This window comes from Lysobacter sp. Soil_C_15 (assembly GCF_057657315.1).
Map to the genome: position 1 here is coordinate 842,340 of NZ_JBDGIR010000002.1, position 21,823 is coordinate 864,162.

Annotated in this window: 17 protein-coding genes; 10 read left to right on the top strand and 7 right to left on the bottom strand. The window is 71.2% G+C overall.

Translation table 11 applies throughout. The features are described 5' to 3' along the window. Window positions 1–257 precede the first annotated feature (257 nt). Together AC3A57_RS07780 and ispG are read right to left on the bottom strand one after the other, a co-directional pair. Complete coding sequence (locus AC3A57_RS07780; RefSeq protein ID WP_487578414.1) at window positions 258–935, bottom strand: phosphatase PAP2 family protein; 678 nt, start codon at window positions 933–935, stop codon at window positions 258–260. Window positions 936–1,014: 79 nt separating this feature from the next. Then, on the bottom strand, window positions 1,015–2,286 hold the full coding sequence (ispG, locus tag AC3A57_RS07785; protein ID WP_221672031.1) for a flavodoxin-dependent (E)-4-hydroxy-3-methylbut-2-enyl-diphosphate synthase: 1,272 nt from the start codon (window positions 2,284–2,286) through the stop codon (window positions 1,015–1,017). 333 nt (window positions 2,287–2,619) lie between these two features. Between ispG and xseA the strand changes: the two genes are divergently transcribed. From xseA to AC3A57_RS07805, 4 genes are all read left to right on the top strand, one after another. Then, the gene (gene xseA / locus AC3A57_RS07790; RefSeq protein ID WP_487578367.1) at window positions 2,620–3,999 is read left to right on the top strand and encodes an exodeoxyribonuclease VII large subunit; all 1,380 of its coding nucleotides are present in this window, start codon (window positions 2,620–2,622) and stop codon (window positions 3,997–3,999) included. 96 nt (window positions 4,000–4,095) lie between these two features. Further along, window positions 4,096–5,742, top strand: coding sequence for an acetolactate synthase large subunit (locus AC3A57_RS07795; protein ID WP_487578368.1), 1,647 nt, complete (start codon window positions 4,096–4,098; stop codon window positions 5,740–5,742). A gap of 34 nt (window positions 5,743–5,776) precedes the next feature. Continuing rightward, the gene (locus AC3A57_RS07800; RefSeq protein WP_487578369.1) at window positions 5,777–7,255 is read left to right on the top strand and encodes an aldehyde dehydrogenase family protein; all 1,479 of its coding nucleotides are present in this window, start codon (window positions 5,777–5,779) and stop codon (window positions 7,253–7,255) included. 367 nt (window positions 7,256–7,622) lie between these two features. Further along, on the top strand, window positions 7,623–9,347 hold the full coding sequence (locus AC3A57_RS07805; protein WP_487578415.1) for a vWA domain-containing protein: 1,725 nt from the start codon (window positions 7,623–7,625) through the stop codon (window positions 9,345–9,347). On the opposite strand, the gene AC3A57_RS07810 is transcribed toward AC3A57_RS07805, so the two are convergent. Continuing rightward, on the bottom strand, window positions 9,337–12,231 hold the full coding sequence (locus tag AC3A57_RS07810; protein ID WP_487578370.1) for a putative bifunctional diguanylate cyclase/phosphodiesterase: 2,895 nt from the start codon (window positions 12,229–12,231) through the stop codon (window positions 9,337–9,339). The two genes, AC3A57_RS07805 and AC3A57_RS07810, sit on opposite strands and share 11 nt — an antisense overlap. 271 nt (window positions 12,232–12,502) lie before the next feature. Here AC3A57_RS07810 and AC3A57_RS07815 point away from each other — a divergent pair, with 271 nt between their 5' ends. The 5 genes from AC3A57_RS07815 (at window position 12,503) to AC3A57_RS07835 (ending at window position 17,100) form a co-directional block, all read left to right on the top strand. After that, window positions 12,503–13,057 (top strand): RNA polymerase sigma factor, encoded by a 555-nt coding sequence (locus tag AC3A57_RS07815; protein ID WP_064748702.1) that lies wholly within the window; start codon window positions 12,503–12,505, stop codon window positions 13,055–13,057. Beyond that, entirely contained in the window at window positions 13,054–14,133 is a 1,080-nt protein-coding gene (locus tag AC3A57_RS07820) for a hypothetical protein (RefSeq protein ID WP_487578371.1), read from the top strand. The genes AC3A57_RS07815 and AC3A57_RS07820 overlap by 4 nt, the downstream gene beginning before the upstream one ends. Next, entirely contained in the window at window positions 14,130–14,747 is a 618-nt protein-coding gene (locus AC3A57_RS07825) for an IMPACT family protein (RefSeq protein ID WP_487578372.1), read from the top strand. Before AC3A57_RS07820 ends, AC3A57_RS07825 begins: the two co-directional genes overlap by 4 nt. Before the next feature lie 10 nt (window positions 14,748–14,757). Next, window positions 14,758–16,557: an ABC transporter transmembrane domain-containing protein gene (locus AC3A57_RS07830; protein ID WP_487578373.1), complete on the top strand. Its 1,800-nt coding sequence runs from the start codon at window positions 14,758–14,760 to the stop codon at window positions 16,555–16,557. Between the two features lie 219 nt (window positions 16,558–16,776). Then, complete coding sequence (locus tag AC3A57_RS07835) at window positions 16,777–17,100, top strand: hypothetical protein (protein WP_487578374.1); 324 nt, start codon at window positions 16,777–16,779, stop codon at window positions 17,098–17,100. Between the two features lie 48 nt (window positions 17,101–17,148). On the opposite strand, the gene AC3A57_RS07840 is transcribed toward AC3A57_RS07835, so the two are convergent. Together AC3A57_RS07840 and AC3A57_RS07845 are read right to left on the bottom strand one after the other, a co-directional pair. Then, a complete protein-coding gene (locus tag AC3A57_RS07840) occupies window positions 17,149–18,348 on the bottom strand; it encodes a S1 family peptidase (RefSeq protein WP_487578375.1) in 1,200 nt (399 codons plus the stop codon). A 569-nt stretch (window positions 18,349–18,917) separates the two neighbouring features. Then, window positions 18,918–19,094 (bottom strand): hypothetical protein, encoded by a 177-nt coding sequence (locus tag AC3A57_RS07845; RefSeq protein WP_221672019.1) that lies wholly within the window; start codon window positions 19,092–19,094, stop codon window positions 18,918–18,920. 114 nt (window positions 19,095–19,208) lie between these two features. Here AC3A57_RS07845 and AC3A57_RS07850 point away from each other — a divergent pair, with 114 nt between their 5' ends. Beyond that, window positions 19,209–19,451 (top strand): hypothetical protein, encoded by a 243-nt coding sequence (locus AC3A57_RS07850; protein ID WP_487578376.1) that lies wholly within the window; start codon window positions 19,209–19,211, stop codon window positions 19,449–19,451. A gap of 42 nt (window positions 19,452–19,493) precedes the next feature. On the opposite strand, the gene AC3A57_RS07855 is transcribed toward AC3A57_RS07850, so the two are convergent. Both AC3A57_RS07855 and AC3A57_RS07860 read right to left on the bottom strand, forming a co-directional pair. After that, a complete protein-coding gene (locus AC3A57_RS07855; RefSeq protein ID WP_487578377.1) occupies window positions 19,494–21,134 on the bottom strand; it encodes an acyl-CoA dehydrogenase family protein in 1,641 nt (546 codons plus the stop codon). Between the two features lie 290 nt (window positions 21,135–21,424). After that, the gene (locus AC3A57_RS07860) at window positions 21,425–21,631 is read right to left on the bottom strand and encodes a cold-shock protein (RefSeq protein ID WP_064748709.1); all 207 of its coding nucleotides are present in this window, start codon (window positions 21,629–21,631) and stop codon (window positions 21,425–21,427) included. Window positions 21,632–21,823 lie beyond the last annotated feature (192 nt).

A 21,823-nucleotide genomic window follows, 5' to 3' on the forward strand; every position in this document is an offset into this window, starting at 1 on the left:
TCATTGCTGACGCTTGCGCTAAGCGCAACGCGGCCAACGCGACCGGCGTTGCGCACCCGTGTAGGGAGAGGTGGATCCATAGCGGCCCGGACTGAACACGGGCGCATAGCTGCGTCGCTCACTTCCCCCTGAGATGACAACGCAGGCGGACAGGGTTCCCCCTACCCGGCCAAGGCAGTATCTGCGGAATAACTTTGCTTGTTTTGGCGGAAACGCGGGAACGATGGCCGCGCCGGCCCTTGCCGGCGGACTCCTGATCAGCTAGGGCGATGCCAGGGACGCCGCAGGCCGCCGCGGTACACGACCAGGTAGACCGCCACTACCCAGGCGGTGGCCACCGCCCAGCCGGCGAGGATGTCGGAGGGGTAATGCACGCCCAGGTACAGGCGCGAGAAGCCGACCGCAGGCACGAACGGCAGCATGATCGCCAGCACCGGCCAGCGCCAGCGCGTCGGCCAGCTCAGCAGCAGCAGGGTGACCAGCAGGGTCATCGAACCCATCGCATGGCCGCTGGGGAAACTGTAGTTGTGCTCGGGCGCGATCGATTCCCACAGCGACGGCCGCTCGCGGGCGAAGAACTGCTTGGCGGCGATGTTGAGCAGGCCCGAGCCGCCCAGCGCGAGCGCGGCGAAGCTGGCTTCGCGGAAGCGCCGGCGCAGGGTCAGGATCAGCACCAGGCCGATGTCGAACGGCACCACGCCCCACAGATAGCCCAGTTGCGACAGCAGCACGAAGGCGGTGTCGAAGCCTTCGCGGGCCAGGCCGTGCGCGTACTGCAGCACCGGCAGGTCGAACACGATCGCTTCGCGTTCGTGGATCTCGTCGGCCAGTTCGGCGAAGGCCCACAGCGGCAGCAGCAGGCCGAGGAAGACCAGGACCAGGGCCCAGCCGTGGCGGCGCAGCAAGGCGACGCCGAAGCGCGCCTCCTGTTCCAGCGCGCTGTCGCCCGGCCCGCGCCGGAGCGCGGCGGCGTCTTCGCGGGTTGCGGCGTCGTCCGTGCGCCGGATCTCGGCCTCAGGCACCTGCGACACGGGCGGCGTAGTTGCGGTCGACGTAGCGGTCGATCAGATCGACGAACTCGCGGGCGATGTTCTCGCCGCGCAGGGTGACGGTCTTCTCGCCGTCCTCGAACACCGGCGCCGACGGCGCCTCGCCGGTGCCCGGCAGGGAAATGCCGATGTTGGCGTGGCGCGATTCGCCCGGGCCGTTGACCACGCAGCCCATCACCGCCAGGGTCAGGTTTTCCGCGCCCGGATGGGTGATCTTCCACTCCGGCATCTTCGCCCGCACGTGCTCCTGCACGGTCTGCGCCAGCTCCTGGAAGAAGGTGCTGGTGGTGCGGCCGCAGCCCGGGCAGGCGGTGACCATCGGCGTGAACGCGCGCAAGCCCATGGTCTGCAGCAGTTCCTGGGCGACGATGACCTCGTTGCTGCGCGCCTGGCCCGGCTCGGGAGTCAGCGAGATGCGGATGGTGTCGCCGATGCCTTCCTGCAACAGCACGCCGAGCGCGGCGCTGGAGGCGACGATGCCCTTGCTGCCGATGCCGGCTTCGGTCAGGCCCAGGTGCAGGGCGTAGTCGCCGCGGGTGGCCAGTTCGCGATACACCGCGATCAGTTCCTGCACGCCGCTGACCTTGGCGCTGAGCACGATCCGGTCGGCGGCCAGGCCCAGCTCGACCGCGCGCGCGGCCGAGTCCAGCGCCGATCGGATCAGCGCCTCGCGCAAGACGCGGCCTGCGTCCCAGGGCTCGGCGCGGGTGTGGTTCTCGTCCATCAGCTGCGCGGCCAGGGCCTGGTCCAGCGAGCCCCAGTTGGCGCCGATGCGCACCGGCTTGGCGTACTTGATCGCCAGCTCGATCAGGGTCGCGAACTGGCTGTCCTTCTTCTTGCCGAAGCCGACATTGCCGGGATTGATGCGGTACTTGGCCAGGGCTTCGGCGCAGGCCGGCTCTGCGGTCAGCAGCTGATGGCCGTTGTAGTGGAAGTCGCCGATGATCGGCACTTCGATGCCCATCATCGCCAGCTTGTCGACGATGCGCGGCACCGCGGCGGCGGCTTCCTGGGTGTTGACGGTGATGCGCACCATCTCCGAGCCGGCGCGCCACAGTTCGGCGACCTGCTTGGCGGTGGAGGCGACGTCGGCGGTGTCGGTGTTGGTCATCGACTGCACCACCACCGGCGCGCCACCGCCGACCTGGACCCCGCCGATCTGCACGGAACGGGTCAGGCGACGCGGCATCGGGCCGAAATCGGGGTGGGCGCAGGGCAGGACGGCATCGGAATTCATGGGCCGCATTGTAACGCCGCCGCGGCGGGCGCAGGTGCGGCGGGGGTGAAGCGCGGCTGACGCGACCAACCGCGCTTGGCCCGGCTACGCCTGGATTTCGGCGCGGCCGGGCCGAGAGCGCGGAGTTGAAGGCCTTCCAAGAAAGTCCGCGTCGCCTACAGGCGGTCATCCCGCCTCCGGGATGAGGCTGCGGGCGCTCCAGCCTTCTCATCCGGGAAGATCTCCCGGCCCGGTTCCTTGCGACCCGCCCCCTCCCCCGAAAGCCCCCGCCGGACGGGTTACCATCGCCGCACCTGTTTCGCTTCGAGCGGCTCGCCTCGCTCCTGCTTCGTCATGCCCCCCAGTTCTCCCGACGACGTCCTCACCCCCAGCCAGCTCAACGCGCTCGCGCGCAACGTGCTGGAAGACACCTTTCCGCTGATCTGGGTCGAGGGCGAACTGGGCAATCTGTCGCGGCCGTCCTCCGGGCATCTGTACCTGACCCTCAAGGACGCGCGCGCCCAGGTCCGCTGCGCGATGTTCAAGCCCAAGAGCAGTTGGCTCAAGTTCGTCCCGCGCGAGGGGCTGCGCGTGCTCGCGCGCGGCCGGCTGACCCTGTACGAGGCGCGCGGCGACTACCAGCTGGTGCTCGACCACATGGAAGAGGCCGGCGAAGGCGCGCTGCGGCGCGCGTTCGAGGAGCTCAAGGCGCGCCTGGCCGGCGAAGGCCTGTTCGACCGCGAACGCAAGCGCGAGCTGCCGCGTTTCGCCCGCCGCATCGCCGTGATCACCTCGCCCAGCGGCGCGGCGGTGCGCGACGTGCTCAGCGTGCTGGCGCGGCGCTTCCCTTTGGTCGAAGCCGAGGTGCTGCCGGTGCCGGTGCAGGGCGAAGGCGCCGCGGCGCAGATCGTCGCCATGCTGCAGCGCGCCGACGCCTCGCAACGCTACGACGTGATCGTGCTGGCGCGCGGCGGCGGCTCGCTGGAAGACCTGTGGGCGTTCAACGACGAGCGCCTGGCGCGGACCATCGCCGCCGCCGGCGTGCCGGTGGTCTCGGCGATCGGCCACGAAACCGACTTCAGCCTGTCCGACTTCGCCGCCGACCTGCGCGCGCCGACCCCGTCGGTGGCGGCCGAACTGCTGGTGCCGCAACGCGACGACCTGCTGCACCGCCTGCGCAACCTCGATGCGCGCCTGTGCAACCTGCAGGCGCAGCGCCTGCGCCAGGCCATGCAGCGCGCCGACCGCGCCGGCCTGCGCCTCAATGCGCTGCGCCCGCAGGCGCGGCTGGCCGCGCTGCGCGGCCGCCAGCAGGAGACCTGGCGCCGGCTGGAGCAGGCCTGGAGCCTGCGCCTGGAGCGCGAACGCGCGCGTCTGCGCCACGCCGATGCGGTGCTGCGCGCGCACCAGCCGCAACGCCGCATCGCCGCCCTGCGCGAGCGCCTGGCCGCGCTGGCGCCGCGTCCGCGCCATGCGATCGTGCGGCGCCTGAGCGCCGAGCAGTTGCGCCTGCGCGGCCTGGCGCGCTCGCTGGAGGCTTGCAGCCCGCTGGCGACCGTGGCGCGCGGCTACGCCATCCTGCAACACCGCGACGGCCGGGTGGTGCGCCGGGTCGGCGACGCCGCCGCGGGCGAGCGCCTGAGCGCGCGCGTCGGCGACGGCGAGCTGCAACTGCGGGTCGAGGCCGACGGCGGCGACGAAGCCGCGCCCAGCCAGGCCACGCTGCCGCTCTGAGCCGGCGACCGCGCCGCGGCGCCGGTCATCGCCCGCCGCTAACGCGGCCTGGGCGACCATGCCCGGCTTCGGGCCTTGCCCGCGATGGAGTCCGGCATGACCAAGGCGTCCGATCTGTTCGTCGCCGCGCTCGAGGCCGAGGGCGTCGAGTACGTATTCGGCATTCCCGGCGAGGAAAACCTCGACCTGCTCGAATCGCTGCGCACCTCCTCGATCGAGCTGGTGCTGACCCGGCACGAACAGGCCGCCGGCTTCATGGCCGCGACCTACGGCCGGCTGACCGGCAAGGCCGGGGTCTGCCTGAGCACCCTCGGCCCTGGCGCGACCAACCTGGTCACCGCCGCGGCCTATGCCCAGCTCGGCGCCATGCCGATGCTGATGATCACCGGGCAAAAGCCGATCAAGATCAGCAAGCAGGCCAGCTTCCAGATCGTCGACGTGGTCGACACCATGCGCCCGCTGACCAAGTACACCCGCCAGATCGTCTCCGCCGACAGCATTCCGGCGCGGGTGCGCGAGGCCTTCCGCCGCGCCGAGGAGGAGCGCCCTGGCGCGGTCCATCTGGAGCTGCCGCAGGACGTCGCCGGCGAGCCCACCGAGGCGCGGCCGATCCCGGCCGCGTTCTCGCGCCGGCCGGTGGCCGAGGACAAGGCGATCGAACGCGCCGCGCAGGCGATCGCGCAGGCGCGCCACCCGCTGCTGATGATCGGCGCCGGCGCCAACCGCAAGACCACCGCCAAGACCCTGCACGCCTTCGTCGCCAAGCTCGGCATCCCTTACTTCAGCACCCAGATGGGCAAGGGCGTGCTCGACGAGGAAGGTCCGTTGTGGCTGGGCAACGCCGCCCTGTCCGACCACGACTTCGTCCACCGCGCGATCGACGCCGCCGACTGCATCGTCAACATCGGCCACGACGTGATCGAGAAACCGCCTTTCTTCATGCGCGAGGGCCGGCGCGCAGTCATCCACGTCAATTACGACGCGGCCGAAGTCGACCCGGTGTATTTCCCGCAGATCGAAGTGGTCGGCGACATCGCCCATTCGGTATGGCGCCTGGGCGAGGCCCTGCAGCCGCAGCCGCACTGGGACTTCGCCTTCTTCGGCCGGGTCCGCGACGCGCTGCTGGCGCAGTTGCGCGAGCGCTGCGAGGACGACCGCTTCCCGCTGGCGCCGCAGCGTCTGGTCGCCGACGTGCGCGCGGCGATGGCGCCGCGCGACGTGGTTTGCCTGGACAACGGCCTGTACAAGCTGTGGTTCGCGCGCAGCTACCGCTGCCGCGAGCCGAACACCCTGCTGCTGGACAACGCTCTGGCGACGATGGGCGCCGGTCTGCCCTCGGCGCTCGCCGCACGCATCGTCTGCCCCGACCGCCGGGTGCTGGCGGTGTGCGGCGACGGCGGCTTCATGATGAACTCGCAGGAACTGGAGACCGCGGTGCGGCTGGGCCTGGACCTGACCGTGCTGGTGCTGCGCGACGACGCCTACGGCATGATCAAATGGAAGCAGGCCCACGAGCGCTATCCCAGCTTCGGCATGGACCTGGGCAATCCCGATTTCGTCGCCTACGCGCGCAGCTACGGCGCGCGCGGCCACCGCCCCGAGTCCAGCGACGCTTTCCTGCCGCTGCTGCGGCGAGCGCTGGACACGCCCGGGGTGGACCTGATCGAAGTGCCGATCGACTACGCCGACGACGACCGTATCCTCAACCAGGACATTCCGCGCCTGGCCGCCGCGCTGCGCTGAGCGCGCCGCGCTTTCCACTTCTCCGGAGCATTCCATGGCCAAGTCCAAGACCGCCACCACCGCCCGCGCCGGCCAGGGCCTGAAGCCCAGTTACCCCTACTACCTCGCCAACCGCGCGGTCGCCGCCAACACCGACCTGGACGTGCTGGACAAGTACAGCGGCAAGCGCGCCACCCGCGTGGCGATGGCCGACGCGGCCGCGGTGCGCAAGGCGATCGTCGCCGCGCACAAGGCGCGCGAGGCGATGGCGCGGTTCGCTCCCGACCGCCGCCGCGACGTGCTCGAACACTGCGTGCGCCGCTTCGGCGAGCGCTTCGAGGAACTGGCGCTGGCGCTGTGCATCGAGGCCGGCAAGCCGATCAAGGACGCGCGCGGCGAGGTCACCCGGCTGATCGACACCTTCCGCATCGCCGCCAACGAGGCCACCCGCAGCCCCGGCGAACTGCTCGAGCTGCAGATCTCGCCGCGCACCCGCGGCTACCGCGGCATGGTCAAGCGCGTGCCGATCGGCCCATGCAGCTTCATCACTCCGTTCAATTTCCCGCTCAACCTGGTCGCGCACAAGGTCGCGCCGGCGATCGCCGCCGGCTGCCCGTTCGTGCTCAAGCCGGCGATCAAGACCCCGGTCGGGGCGCTGATCATCGCCGAGGTGCTGGCCGAGACCGACCTGCCGGAAGGCGCGTTCTCGGCCCTGTGCTGCTCCAACGAGGACGCCTCGCTGCTGGTCGAGGACGAACGGATCAAGCTGCTGAGCTTCACCGGCGGCCTGATCGGCTGGGACCTCAAGGCCCGCGCCGGCAAGAAGAAGGTCACCCTGGAACTGGGCGGCAATGCGGCCTGCATCGTCGACGCCGACCCGGGCGCGAGCTTGGACCACGTGGTCCAGCGGCTGGTGTTCGGCGCCTATTACCAGAGCGGCCAGAGCTGCATCAGCGTGCAGCGCATCTACGCCCACGCCGATATCTACGACAAGCTGCGCAAGAAGCTCAAGGCCGCGGTCGGCGCGCTGCGCATGGGCGATCCGCGCAACGAGAGCACCTTCATCGGACCGGTGGTCGACGAGCAAGCCGCGCAGCGCATCCAGGGCTGGATCGACGCCGCGCTCAGGGGCGGCGCCAGGCGCATAGCCGGCGGCCCGCGCCAGGGCACGATGATCCCGGCCACGCTGCTGGAAAAGGTGCCGCGCGACGCCGAGCTGTACCGCAAGGAGGCGTTCGGCCCGGTCGCGCTGATCGAGCCCTTCGACGATTTCGAGCGCGCGCTGGATCGGGTCAACGACAGCGACTTCGGCCTGCAGGCCGGGGTGTTCACCGGCCGTCTGGATCGGGCCATGCGCGCCTGGGACCGGCTCGACGTCGGCGGGGTGATCGTCGGCGACGTGCCCAGCTTCCGGGTCGACAACATGCCCTACGGCGGGGTCAAGGATTCCGGCCAGGGCCGCGAGGGCGTGCGCTACGCGATCGATGACATGAGCGAACAGCGGCTGCTGGTGATCCGCGATCCGGCCGACTGAACCGGCGGGTTGATCGGCACGCTGAATCGGCGCGCCGAACCGCCATGGTGAATCGGCGCCTCGAATCGGCGCCGCGGCGGGGTCTGCGCGGCGACCTAAAATTATTTCCATCGCCCGCAACCCCGTCCGTCGCGACGGCGCGTTGATCTTCCCAGGTCCACACACCAGGGAAGCCGCCATGTCCGCTCGCGCCACATCCGCCCGTTACGCGTCCGTCTCGATCCCGTCCCATCCGCGCGCACTGCGCGTCGCCCTGCTCGCCGCCCTGGCCGTCTCGCTCGGCGCCTGCCAGGCGCCCGGCGATCTGGCCAAGCAGGCGCCGGAAACGCCGCCGGCCGAGGCCGAAGCGGCCGCTCCGGCCGATGCCATGGCCGAGGCCGGCTCGGTCGCCGCCGACGCGGCGGCCGCCATGCCGGCCGCCTCCATCGCCCCGCCCGCCCCCGCCGCACCGCCCGCACCGGCGCGCGCCGAAGCCAAGGCCGGCACCGCGCTGGAGCGGATCCAAGTCACCGGCTCGCGCGTCGCCGACCCACGCCTGCGGCGCGCGCCGTCCCAGGCCCTGAAGGCCGCGCCGACCGCGCTCGGCTACACCGCCCCGCCCGCGCCTCCGCCGCCGCCCGCGTACGCCCAAGCGGCCAACACCGAGAAGTACGCCGCGCGCGAAGACAACCCGGTGCAGCGCGCCAGCGAACAGCCGCTGTCGACCTTCTCCATCGACGTCGACACCGGCAGCTACGCCAACGTGCGGCGCATGATCAACGACGGCGTGCGTCCGCCGTCCGATGCGGTGCGCGCGGAGGAGTTCATCAACTACTTCGACTACCGGCACCCGGCGCCCGCTTCGCTGGCGACGCCTTTCAAGGTCAGCACCGAACTGGCGCCGGCGCCGTGGAACGCCCAGCGCCAGCTGCTGATGATCGGCATCAAGGGCTACGAGATGCCCAAGCGCGACCTGCCGCCGGCCAATCTGGTGTTCCTGATCGACACCTCCGGCTCGATGGAATCGCCGGACAAGCTGCCGCTGCTGAAGAACGCGTTCTCGATGCTGACCCGCCAGTTGCGCCCGCAGGACCGGGTCTCGATCGTGGTCTATGCCGGTTCCGCCGGCCTGGTCCTGGCGCCGACCCCGGGCGACCGCCAGGACGAGATCCTGGCCGCGCTGGACCGGCTGCAGGCCGGCGGCAGCACCAACGGCGGCGACGGCATCCGCCTGGCCTACGCCATGGCCAAGCAGGCCTACGTCGAGAACGGCGTCAATCGGGTGATCCTGGCCACCGACGGCGATTTCAACGTCGGCACGGTCGACAACAACGCCCTGGAAACCCTGGTCGCCGATCAGCGCAAGAGCGGCATCGCCCTGACCACGCTCGGCTTCGGCCAGGGCAACTACAACGATGCGCTGGCCGAGAAGCTGGCCGACGTCGGCGACGGCAACCACGCCTACATCGACACCGCGCAGGAAGCGCGCAAGGTGTTGGTCGAGCAGATGGGCTCGACCCTGTTGACCATCGCCCGCGACGTCAAGATCCAGATCGAGTTCAACCCGGCCCAGGTCGCCGAGTACCGCCTGATCGGCTACGAAAACCGCCTGCTCAAGCGCGAGGACTTCGCCAACGACAAGGTCGACGCCGGCGACATCGGCGCCGGCCACCAGGTCACCGCGCTGTACGAGATCACCCCGGTCGGATCCAAGGCCGCGCGCCTGCCGGCGTTGCGCTACGCCGCCTCCGCGCCGGCCGCGGCCGGCGGCCAGGACGAGCTCGCCCTGCTCAAGCTGCGCTACAAGCGCCCCGGCGAAGAACGCAGCCAGCTGATCGAGGCCCCGGTGCGCAAGGATGGCCTGCGCGCCGTCGCCAGCGACTCGATGCGCTTCGCCGCCGCGGTCGCCGCTTTCGCCGACGCGCTGCGCGGCGGCAAGCAGATCGACGGCTGGGACTGGGACCGGATCGCCGCGACCGCGCGCAGCGTTCGCCTGGACGATCGCTGGGGCCTGCGCGCGGAGTTCATCGGCCTGGTCGAGCGCGCCCGCGTCCAACTCGCCGCAGCCGACGCCGCAGCCGCCGAGGCGACCGAGGTCGCAGTCAGCCGCTGAGCGAGGACGAGGCGCCGGCGGCGCGCGAAGCCGGCGCGCCGGCGGCCGCCGGCAGCGGCGGCGCGGCGACCGGGCCGCTCAGCAGCCGCTCGGCCGGACGGCCGAACAGGAAGCCCTGGCCGTAGACGCAGCCCAGTTCGCGCAAGGCCGCGCGCTGGGCTTCGGTCTCCACGCCCTCGCCGATGGTGTGGATGCCCAAGGTGCCGGCCAGGGCCTGGATCGCGCGCACCACCGCCACGCTCTCCGGCCGCGATTCGCCGACCAGACCGGCGACGAAGCTCTGGTCGATCTTCAGGCATTCGATCGGGAACCGGTGCAGGTACGACAACGCCGAGAAGCCTGTGCCGAAATCGTCCAGTTGCGCCAGCACCCCGTGATTGCGCAGGGTGCGCAGCATCCGCAACGCGCGCGGCACGTCGTCGAGCAGGGCGACCTCGGTGATCTCGATGCGCAGACGCTGCGGGTCGGCGCCGGCGTCGTCGAGCAGGCGCAGCAGGCGGTCGGCGAAGTCGCCGGCGCGGAAATGCCGCGGCGAGACGTTGACCGAGATGTAGCCTTCGCCGCCGCGCGCCAGTTCGGCCACCGCGCGCCCGTACAGGATCCAGTCGACCTCTTCGATCAGGCCGCTGTCCTCGCCCACGCCGATGAACTCGCGCGGCAGCAGCAGGCCGCGCTTCTCGTGGCGCCAGCGCAGCAGGGCTTCGTGGCCGATCAGGGCGCGGTCTTCCAGGCGCACGATCGGCTGGTAGTAGGCGACGAAGGCGTCGCCGTTGATCGCCCGGCGCAGGTCCGCTTCCAGGTCGAGGATGCGCATCGCCTGCTCGCGCATCTCCTCGTCGAACACCGCGCAGCGGCCGCGGCCCAGGCCCTTGGCCCGGTACATGGCGGCGTCGGCGTCGCGCAGCAGTTCGATGCCGTCGCGATAGCGCGGATGCCACAGGGCGATGCCGATGCTGGCCGAAGGGAACACCTCGCGCCCGGCGATCCAGCACGGCTCGCCGAGCGCGCGCAGCACCCGGTGCGCCATCTCCTCGACCATGCCCTGGCCGTCGAGATCCTCGACCAGGATCGCGAATTCGTCGCCGCCCAGCCGCGCCACCGTGTCCTCGGCGCGCACCGCGGCGACGATCCGGCGGCTGCTCTCGATGAGCAGTTCGTCGCCGGCCGAATGGCCGACGCTGTCGTTGACCAGCTTGAACCGGTCCAGATCCAGGAACAGCACCGCGAACTCGCGCCGGTCGCGGCGCGCATGGGCGATGGCCTGGCCCAGCCGTTCCAGCAGCTGGCCGCGATTGGGCAGCCCGGTCAGGGTGTCGTGCAGGGCCTGGTGGGTGAGCTTCTGCTCGGCGCGCACGCGCTCGCCGATCTGCTCGACCAGTTCGGCGTTGGTGCGGGCCAGCTCGCGGGTGCGCGAGGCCACCCGCTGCTCGAGTTCGCCGTGCGCGGTGACCAGCCGGTCCTGGGCCTGCTTGCGCGCCAGGCCGATGCTGATGTGGTGGGCGACGAAGGTCAGCAGTTCCTGGTCGCGGGCATTGAAGGCGATCGCGCGCGAGTAGCTCTGGATCGCGATCACCCCGACCACCGCCTCGTCGCGGAACAGCGGCACGCCCAGCCAGCAATGCGCGGCGGCGCCGTGGCTGCGCACCTCGCCGCGCGCGTGCAGCTCGGCGATGCGGTTGCGGTCGGCCAGCAAGGGCCGGCCCTGGCGGATCACGTATTCGGTCAGGCCGTCGGCGAGCCGGCGCGACTCGCGGATCATGTCGCGCTCGTCGATCGAATACGGGAACTGCAGCCGTTCGCCGTCGTCGGACAGCAGCGCGATGTAGAAATTGCGCGCGTACAGCAGCTCGCTGACCACGTCGTGCACCTGGGAGTAGAACCGGCTCAGGGTGTCGGAGGTGATGGTCAGTTCGGCGATCCGGAACAGCGCGCGCTGCAGGCGCTCGGAGCGCTGGCGCTCGATGATCTCGGCCTGCAGGTCGCGGTTGCTCAGCTGCAGCGCATAGGTGCGCTCGGCGACCCGGCGCTCGAGTTCTTCGCGGGCGTGGACGCGGTCGAGCGCGGTGAGGATGTGCTGGGCGACGAACGACAGCAGAGCGCGGTCCTCTTCGCCGTAGCTGCCCGGGGTATCGTAGTTCTGCACCACGATCGCGCCGCACACCCGCTCGCCGCGGCGCATCGGCACGCCGAGCCAGTCGGCGCTGTCCGGGCCGTGGACCTCGTCCGGCGCCACTCCCAGCAGTTCGCGCAGGCTGGTCGAGCTGCCCTGCAAGGCCTCGCCGTGGCGCAGCAGCGCCAGGGTCAGGCTGTTGGGCGTGTCGGCGGCGCGGATCACCTGTTCGGGATCGGCGACGAAGGGATCGGCGCGGTCGGCGAAGTACAAAAAGCGCATCGTGTCGGCGACGTCGTCGTACAGCACGATGTAGAAATTCTCGGCGTAGGTCAGGCCGCAGACCACGCCGTGGATGCGGCTGAGCAGATCGCTCATTTCCAGGCCCGAACCGGCCAGGTCGGCGATGCCGTACAAGGCCTGCTGCAGGCGTTCGGACTTCTCCAGCGCCTCGGCGCGGGCGTGCGCGCGCACCGCGGCCAGGTCGGCGGCGACGATGCGCCGCGCCATCGCCAGCCAGGCCGCGCGCAACGGCGTCGGCATCGACTGCGGCAGGGCCGCGACCAGGGCCGCGCGGCTGCCGTCCTCCAGCCACCAGGCGGCCTCGATGCGGTCCGGGCGGGTGTCGCCGGAGGCGCCCACCGCCGGCGGATCGCGTTCCAGCCAGGCGGCGGCGTCGGCGCGCAACGGCGCCGGCGCGGCCGGGGTGGCCGAATCGGCCACCCGCCCCTGCGCATCGCGCCAGCACACCACGACCTGGGAACCGGCCGGCAAGGCCTCCTGCAGTGCGCAGGCCAGGGCGTCGCCCGCAGACGAGCGTCCGCCTATCGCCACTGGAAGTACGTCACTGCTCTGCACCGGATCGCCGCCTTCTGCGCAGGACGCAGGATAACGCGAGCTTTACGCAAGCGGCATAGGCCAACCCCATGCCGGTCGCCGAACCGTTAACCCGAGCATGTCGATGGCACTGCAACTACCGCTATACGAGGCTCCCCGGACGCGCAAGCGCTTCCCGTCGGGGCCGCCAGGCCGTACCCTGCCGCGGATGAATTCCGGTGCGGACGCCAGCGACGACGTGCTCATGCTCGCCTGGACCGGCGGCGATGCCGCTGCGTTCGAGGTGCTGTATGCGCGCCATCGCGGCCCCTTGTACCGCTTCTTGCTGCGGCAAATCCGTGATTCGGCGCTCGCCGACGAGTTTTTCCAGGACGTCTGGCAACGGGTGATCGCCGCCCGGCACGGCTGGAAGCCGGAGGCGGCGTTCAGCACCTGGCTGTTCCGGATCGCCCACAATCGCCTCAACGACCACTGGCGCGGGCTCAAGCACCGCCCGGCGGCGCCGGAGGACGGCGACGAGCGCGCCGCGCGCGTGCCCGACCCGACCACGCCAGAGCGCGAGCTGTCCGAGTTCGAGCAGCGCCGGCGCCTGCAGCGCGCCATCGAAGAATTGCCGCAGGAACAGCGCGAAGTCGTGCTGCTGCGCCTGGAACAGGAACTCAGTCTGGAGGACATCGGCGCCATCACCGGAGCCGGCCGGGAGACCGTGAAGTCCCGGTTGCGCTACGCGATGGACAAGTTGCGCGCGAGGTTGACCGAATGAACCGCCGTCCCGACGCCCCCGATCCGCTATCGGCCGAAGAGCGCGAGCTGGCCGACCGGCTGCTGCGGCTGGGTCCGCACGATGGCCCTTCGCCTGCGCTCGATGCCAGGATCCTGGCCGCCGCCCATGCTGCGGTGGCCCAGGCGCCGCGTGCGCGGCCGCGTTCGCGCTGGCCGGCGTGGATCGGCGTGGCCGCCTCGCTGACCCTCGCGGTCGGCATCGCCTGGCAGTTGCGCCCGGTCGGCAAGAGTTTCGAGGCGGTCGGCGAAGACCAGGCCGCCCTGCCCGCCTCGGTACCCGCTGCCGAGGCCGAGCAGGCCGCCAGCGCGCCGGCCGACAGCGCCGCGACCGCCGAGCTGCAGGCCCAGGACGCCGCCCCGGCGCAGCCGCCAAGCATCGCCGCGGACGCCGCCGGCCCGATCGTGGAAACCGTCGAGCCGCTGGTGGCCGCCCCGGCGACGCCGGCGCGGATGCCGCCGCCGGCCGAGCCCGCGCAGCGCGAACAGGCCGACGAAGCGGCCAAGGCGGAGCAGCGCGCCGAGCCCCTGCGCGCCCGCCGCGCCCCGCAGGCGTTCTCGCCGGAAGCGCCGGCGCCGATCGAACAGTCCGCGCCGCCGCCGCCGCCTCCGCCTGCCCCGCCGGCGCCTGCGGCCGCCGCGGCGGCTCCGCCCAGCGGCGCAGCCGCCCCGGGCGCGGCCTCCGCCAGCGCCGACAACGACGCTTACCGCGCCGCGGAATTGCAGCGTGCGCCCGCGCCCACCGCGGCGCACAAGGCCAGCGCCGCCAATGCCGCCGAAGCCAAGGCCGCGGCGGCGACCGCCGACAGCGCCGCCGAGTCGGTCGCCCTGGACCGCATCCAGGTCACCGGCAGCCGGATCGGCACGGTCGGCACGGCCGGCGTGCCCGCCGACGCCGATGCGGCCGACGCCCGCCTGGCCCCGGCGCAATGGCTGCAGCGGATCCGCGAGTATCGCGATGCCGGCCAGATCGAGCGCGCCCGCGACGGCCTGCGCCGTTTCCGCAGCGCCCACCCGCGGGTACGGATTCCGGACGATCTGCGGCCGCTGCTGAAATGAACGCGCCCGCCGGCGCCTCGACCCTGGCCGAGCGCGCCAGCCTGGCCCAGGAGGTCAAGCACAGCCGCTTCCTGGCCCTGGCCGCTCCGGTCGAAAGCCCGGCGGCGGCGCTGGACTTCTTCGCCGAAGTCGGCGACCCGGCCGCGACCCACAATTGCTGGGCCTATCGGATCGGCGCCCAGTACCGCTTCAACGACGACGGCGAGCCGGCCGGCACCGCCGGGCGGCCGATCCTGGCCGCGATCGACGGTCAGGGATACGACCGGGTCGCGGTGGTGGTGACCCGCTGGTACGGCGGCGTCAAGCTCGGCGCCGGCGGCCTGGTGCGCGCCTACGGCGGCTGCGCGGCCGAATGCCTGCGCCGCGCGCCGCGCCGCGAGCTGGTGCGCTACGACGAGCTTGGCCTGGCTTTCGCTTTCGAGGACACCGGCGCGGTCCATGCCGCGCTCGCCGCCTACGGCGCGGAAAAGACCGAAGAACGCTATAGCGCCGACGGCGTGCGAGTGCGGATCCGCCTGCCGGCGTCGCAGTTGCCCGCCTTGAAAGCGCAGTTGCGCGACGCCACACGTAACCGGGTACGTCTGGACGAGCCCGGCGCGAGCCCCCTTGGATGACCCTGACCCGATGAGCGACACGCCCACCGGCCGCCGCGCCGCCCCCGAGCCGCGCAAGAAGGCCCCGATCGGTAGCCTGCGCACCCTGTGGCCGTTCGTGCGCAAGCACCGCGGCCTGTTCGTGGCCTGGCTATTCGCGCTGGCCGCGTCCAGCACCGCGACCTTGAGCCTGCCGCTGGCGTTCAAGACCATGATCGACCAAGGCTTCGCCCAAAGCGCGGCCGGCGGCGGCAGCAGCGCGATCGACCGCGCCTTCCTGCTGCTGTTCGCGGTCGCGGTGGCCCTGGCCCTGGCTACCGCGGTGCGCTTCTACTTCGTCTCGGTACTCGGCGAACGCGTGGTCGCCGACCTGCGCGAGACGCTGTACAACCAATTGATCACCCTCGACGTCGGCTTCCACGACCGCAACCGCAGCGGCGAGTTGGTCTCGCGCCTGACCGCCGACGCCGAGCTGCTGCGCAGCGTGGTCGGCTCGAGCATGTCGGTGGCTTTGCGCAGCGCGGTCACCGTGGTCGGCAGCCTGGCGATGCTGTTCGTCACCAGCCCGCGCCTGGCCTTGTACGCGCTGGTCGCGATTCCGCTGGCGGTGCTGCCGATCGTGGTCGGCGGACGCCGGCTGCAGAAGATCTCGCGCGCCAGCCAGGACCGCGTCGCCGACGCCAACGCCCTGGCCAGCGAAACCCTCGGCGCGGTGCGCACGGTCCAGGCGCATGCGCGCGAGCCGTACGAGCGCGGCCGCTTCAACGCCTCTTTGCTGATCGCGATCAAGGCCGCGAGCCGGCGCATCAGCGCCCAGGCCTGGGTCACCGCGATCGCCATCACCCTGGTGTTCGGCGCCATCACCCTGGTGCTGTGGTCGGGTGCGCACGACGTGGTCGCCGGACGCATGAGCGCCGGCACCCTCGGCCAGTTCGTGCTGTACGCGCTGATCGGCGGCGGCTCGGTCGGCGCCCTGGCCGAAGTCTGGAACGACCTGCAGCGGGCCGCCGGCGGCATGAGCCGGATCGGCGAGCTGCTCGACGAAACCAATGCGGTGACCGCGCCGGCGCAACCGCGCGCCCTGCCGCAACCGGTGCGCGGCGAACTGGCGTTCGACCGGATCGGCTTCCACTACCCGATGCGCCCGGACCTGCCGGCGCTGGAAGATTTCAGCCTGCGCGTGCGCCCGGGCGAGACCGTGGCCCTGGTCGGCCCGTCCGGCGCCGGCAAGAGCACGGTGTTCTCGATCCTGCTGCGCTTCCACGACCCGCAGCAGGGCTCGGTCTCGGTCGACGGCATCGACGTGCGCCAGCTCGACCCGGCCGCATTGCGCCAGTCGATCGCCCTGGTGCCGCAGCAACCGACCATCTTCGCCAGCAGCGCGCGCGACAACATCCGCTACGGCCGCCTCGAGGCCAGCGACGCCGAAGTCGAACAGGCGGTGCGCGCGGCGCACGCGGCCGACTTCATCCAGGCCCTGCCCGAGGGCCTGTCGGCCGAACTGGGCGAACGCGGCACCCGCCTGTCCGGGGGCCAGCAGCAGCGCATCGCGATCGCCCGCGCCCTGCTCAAGGACGCGCCGATCCTGCTGCTCGACGAAGCCACCAGCGCGCTCGACGCGCAGAGCGAACGCGCGGTGCAGCAGGCGCTGGAGACCCTGATGCAGGGCCGCACCACCCTGGTCATCGCCCATCGCTTGGCGACCGTGCTCAAGGCCGACCGGATCGTGGTCATGGACCGCGGCCGGATCGTCGCCGAAGGCACGCACGAACAATTGCTGGCCCAGGGCGGGTTGTACGCCGAGCTGGCCAAGCTGCAGTTCCTCGACTGAGTTGGAGCCGGGGCGGGCTTGGACGAGCGAGCACACAGCAGCGAGCGCGCAGGAGCGAGAAGTGAGTGGGATCGAGCGCGGCGGATGCCGGATTAGCGCCGCGTCTGGGGCGCTCTGCCGCGACCTTTCGGTTTCGGGCGCCGCCGGAGTTGCTCCCTGCCTATGCGCGTCGGCGATTGCGCTGCCGGCCGCGTCTGCTGACGCCCGACGGGTCCGACCATGTTCAAGTTCCTGCTGATCCTCGCCGCCCTGCTCGCCCTGGCCATCGCCCCGGTCATGTACACCGCGCGCGCCGTGGATGCCCGGCGCAGCAGCCTGGGCACGGTGGTGTTCGCGCTGATCGTGCAGCAGGCCTTCGCCAAGGCAGTCGAGCATTTCGTCGCTTCCGAACCGCTGGCGCTGGTGATCGGCTTTCTCGGCGCGGGCTTGCTGTACCAGTTCCTGCTCGGCACGACCTTCGTCAAAGGCCTGATCGTCAGCGCGGTCAGTACCGCGGTGCTGGTGGTCGGCGCGCTGATCGTGGCGGCGGTCGTGGCCGGCTGAACGTCGAGGCGCCTGGCCGCAGCCAGGCGCCTCGATGCCGCAGGCCGATCAGCCGCGGACCAGGCTCAGCCCGTACTGGCTCAGGATCGGGTTCAGGCGTTCGAACAGGCTGCTGCGCTGCGAGGCCGGAATGCCGCAGTTGTTGCCGTTGGCCTGGACGTTGCCGCCCGACATCACGCCCTGGGCCTGGCCGGCGCTGGTGATCCAGGAACCGCCGGAGTCGCCGCGGCCCATGCAGGCGTTGCCCTGGGTCAGGCCGTAGACCGCGCCCTGGGCGTAGTTGGCGGTGACGTTCTTGGCGGTGATGGTGCCGCAACGGTAGCCGGTGGTGCGGCCGGAGCGGCACACCGCCGCGCCGATCGCCGCCTCGGTGCTGCCGCGCACGATCACGTTGCCGCCGCTGTAGTTGCTGACCCACGGCTGCAGGGTGTTGCCGCTGCCGACGCTGACCCAGCCGCGGTCGTTGCCCGGAAACACCGAGCCGGCGAAGGAGCCGACCTGGGCGCCGCCGATGCGCACGATCGCGCCGGCCGAACCGCAATGGCCGGCGGTGACGAAGCCCTTGGTCGTGCTGCGGGTGACCGAGAAGCCGACCGAGCACAGCGAGGCGTTGTTGATCGAGTACTCGATGCCGCCGACGATCGTCGCCGCCGTCTGCAGCGTGCCCGGCGTTTCCACGATCCGCACCGAACCGCTGTCGGCGCCGCTGAGGGCGACGAAGTCGACGCCGCTCTCGACCGCGCCCTGGTCGACCTTGACCACCACCGAATTGCTGACCGGGTCGACGTACCAGCTCTGCACGCCGGTCAGCGGCTTGGCGATGCCCTTGATCCGGGCGCGCGAGCCGGCATCGAGCAGGTCCATCGACTGCTGCAGTTGCTTGAGGCTGTGGCGCACGTTGCGCACTTCCACCCCACCGATCGACGAGGACTTGCGCGCGCCCGCGCTGGCGGCGACCAGCTTGAAGCTGCCATCGGCATTGCGTTCGATCCAGCTGCCGGCGTAAGCGCCGCCGAACTCGCGTTCGATCGCGCGGGCCTGGCTCTGGGCGAGGCGTTCGGTGGCCAGGTACTGCGCGTACTGGCCCGGGAAGATGCCCAGGTCGCGCTGCATCGCGAACTTCAGCTGCGCGTCGACGTTGTCGCCGGCGGCGGCGACGCCGGACGCGAACGTGGCCGCGGCGGCGAGGGCGAGGCAGGCGGACAGCGAGGCGGTGCGGGTGCGCAGGCGGGAAATCGAAACGGACATGTTGGAAAGCTCCTTGGAATGGGGAACTGACATGACTCGGATGAGGCCGCAGAGGCCTCGCGGCGCCGTCGCCGGGACGGCGGCCCGTCGTCGAATCCCGGCTTGCTTCGTGGCGTCGTGACGGACGGACAACGGGAGCGCTCAGTCAAGAAGATCGCCCACCGCCGCGGCAAGCCGCCGCTGCGAGGGCGCATCACACGCTGATCCCCAAGCGCGTCACAACTACGGCACGCGCAGCCGATCGCAGCGACGATGCGCCGGCGCATCCTTGCGCTGCAGCATGCGTTGCGTACAGGCAGATGAAGACACGCAGCCCAAGGCGAAAGCACATTCGCGGGCGATCACGACTGGGCGCACATGCCGCCACAACATGGCGTTTTCTTTGTGGCCTTTGACCGTAAGATATTCGGACGCTGGCGGACGGAAGCTTTGCTTGGGGCTTGGGGCTTTCGAACATCAAACGGCGCGAGAGCGCAGCAGCGCGGGTCGCGGCTTACGTCGCTCCTACAAGGGCGCAGGACAAAGCGCGGCGAAGTTGAGAGATGGCGGTCGCGGCGACGACGCGACACTCACTGCTCGCGATAGCGCTCGCCGATCCACCACGCCGCACACAGGCACAAAGCGACCAGACCGGCGCCGCGGCTGAGCAGCATCAGAGCCAGCGAGAAATCCGAGCCGTGCGCCGGCGGCGGCACGGCGGCCAGGGCGAGCAAGGCCAGCGCCTGGGTTTTGCGAGGACCACGCATGGCGACCTCCTGCGGCGGCGCCCAGGGCCGCCTCACCCGAACTTACACCCATCCGGCGCAGGATGCGGTCAATCTCCGCGATCGGGGCGACGATCGGTCGTCCGCGCCATTCAGATGCCGTCCTCGACGATGACCCGCTACCGCAATCTCTCCGGCGACTCCGGCGTGCGCGGCTACCGGATCGAACCGCAGGCGATCGCGGTGGAGTTCGCCGACGGCTCGCGCTACCTGTACACGACGGCCAGCGCCGGGGCCGAGGCGATCGCGCGGATGCAGGCGCTGGCCCGGGCCGGGCGCGGCCTGGCCACCTACATCAACCGCCATGCGCACGATGCGTATGCGCGCAAGTTGACCTGAACCAACCGGATCGAACGCGCCGAATCGAGCGCGCCAGCGCGCTCATTCGCCGCCTACGCGCTGCAACACCAGTTCGAAGTTCTCATCGCTGCGCAGGCTGCCGTACGCCTGGCCGCGGCCGGCGCCGAGCCGGCTGGCGCAGAACGCGCCGGCCAAGGGGCTGCCGCTGCGCAACAGGTTCGCCGCCTGAAGGCCCAGGGCCAGGCGCTCGGTCCACAGCCGCGCCTGCGCTTCGGCGATGGCGGTGCGCCCGCCCAGCGCATCGCGCAGCGGCGCCAGATACGCATCGAAATCGGCATCGCGCCCGGCCGCGGCGTCCAGTTCGGCCAGCAGCGCCTGCGCGGTCTGCGGCTCGCGGCCCAGGGCGCGCAGCACGTCCAGGCACTGGATGTTGCCGCTGCCTTCCCAGATCGAATTCAGCGGCGCCTGCCGGTACAGGCGCGGCAACAGCGATTCCTCGACGTAGCCGGCGCCGCCGAGGCATTCCTGGGCTTCGTTGACGAAGGCCGGCGCGCGCTTGCAGACCCAGTACTTGCCGATCGCGGTGGCGATGCGCGCGAACGCGGCCTGGGCTGGATCGGCGTGGGCGCGGTCGACCGCGCCGGCGACGCGGATCGCGAAGCCGGTCGCGGCCTCCGACTCGATCGCCAGGTCGGCGAGCACGTTGCGCATCAGCGCGTGCTCGACCAAACGCTTGCCGAAACTGCGCCGGTGGCGCGCATGGTGCAGGGCCTGCGCCAGCGCCATGCGCATCTCCGCCGCCGAGCCGAGCATGCAGTCCAGCCGGGTCAGCATCACCATCTCGATGATGGTCGCCACGCCGCGCCCTTCCTCGCCGATCCGCTGCGCCCAGGCGCCCTGGAACTCGACCTCCGAGGAGGCGTTGGACCAGTCGCCGAGCTTGTCCTTCAGCCGCATCAGCCGCAGCGCGTTCTTGCCGCCGTGCGGATGCCAGCGCGGCATCAGGAAGCAGCTCAGGCCCGCCGGCGCCTGCGCCAGGACCAGGAACGCGTCCGACATCGGCGCGGAGAAGAACCACTTGTGCCCGACCAGTTCGTACTCGTCGCCGGCCAGCGGCCGCGCCACGGTTTCGTTGGCGCGCACGTCCGAGCCGCCTTGCTTCTCGGTCATGCCCATGCCCAGGGTCAGGCCGGGCTTGTCGGCGGCGGCCACGTCGCGGCCGTCGTAAGCCGGCGTCGCCGCCTTGCGCGCCCAGTCGGCCAGGGCCGGCGCGTGGCGCAGCACCGGCACCGCGGCATGGGTCATGGTCAGCGGGCAACTGGTGCCCGGCTCGACCTGGTGATGCAGATAGCTCAAGGCCGCGCGCGCCACGTGCGCGCCGGGCCCGGGGCGGTGCCAGGACAGCCCGGCCACGCCGTGCTCGATCGCCGCGCCGATGATGGCGTGATAGCTGGGATGGAATTCGACCAGGTCGATGCGCTGGCCGCCGGCGTCGTACTGGCGCAGCCGCGGCTTGTCGCGATGCGCGTCGAAGCTGAGCCGGTACAACTCGTCCCCGGCCAGCGCGCCGTAGCGCGCCAGCGCCTCGCCGTGGCCCGCGCCGCCCTCGGCCGCGACCGCCTCGCGCAAGGCCGCATCCTCGCGCCACAGATCGCGCGGCGCGAACGCCGGCGGCTGGTTCTCGACCCGATGGGTGGCGAACGGCGGCAATGCTTCCTTCATTGGCGTTTCTCCTTGGGCGGGGGCGGGACTCGGGACTCGGGACTCGGGACTCGGGACTCGGGAAGAGCTTAGGGGCTCGGACGAGAGTCTGGGCCCAGTATCGCGCCGCTGTTGCCGTTGCCGTTCCCCTTTGGAACGTTGCCCCTTTGGAAAAGGAGGGCCAGGGGGATTTGCTCGTGCTCTTGCTCCGCTCCAACGCCGAGCGGACAAAAAGAAAGGCCCCGCGATGCGGGGCCTTGGAAACTGTCCGATGCGATCGGTCAGGCGCGGTCGTGCCGCGAGCGACGCGATCAGGCCGCCGGGGTGACCTCGGAGGCTTGGGCGCCCTTCGGGCCCTGGGTCAGCTGGTAGCTGACGCGCTGGCCTTCCTGCAGGCTGCGGAAGCCCTTGGCGTTGATCGCGGAGAAGTGCACGAATACATCCGCGCTACCGTCTTCGGGCGAGATGAAACCGAAGCCCTTGGCGTCGTTGAACCACTTCACGGTGCCGTACTGCATATCCTTATTGACCTCATGCTGGATGCGTTGACGTGCGTCGCCGGCGAGTGTGCCTCAAGACGCAAGGCGAGTATGCAAACTGCGCCCGTGGAAGACAACGGCCCAACGTGACGGCATCGGCCACGTATTTGCGCAAGCGAACCGGCCACGCGCAGGCTCGATCGCCCGCGCGCATCGCGGTTTATGCGAAAC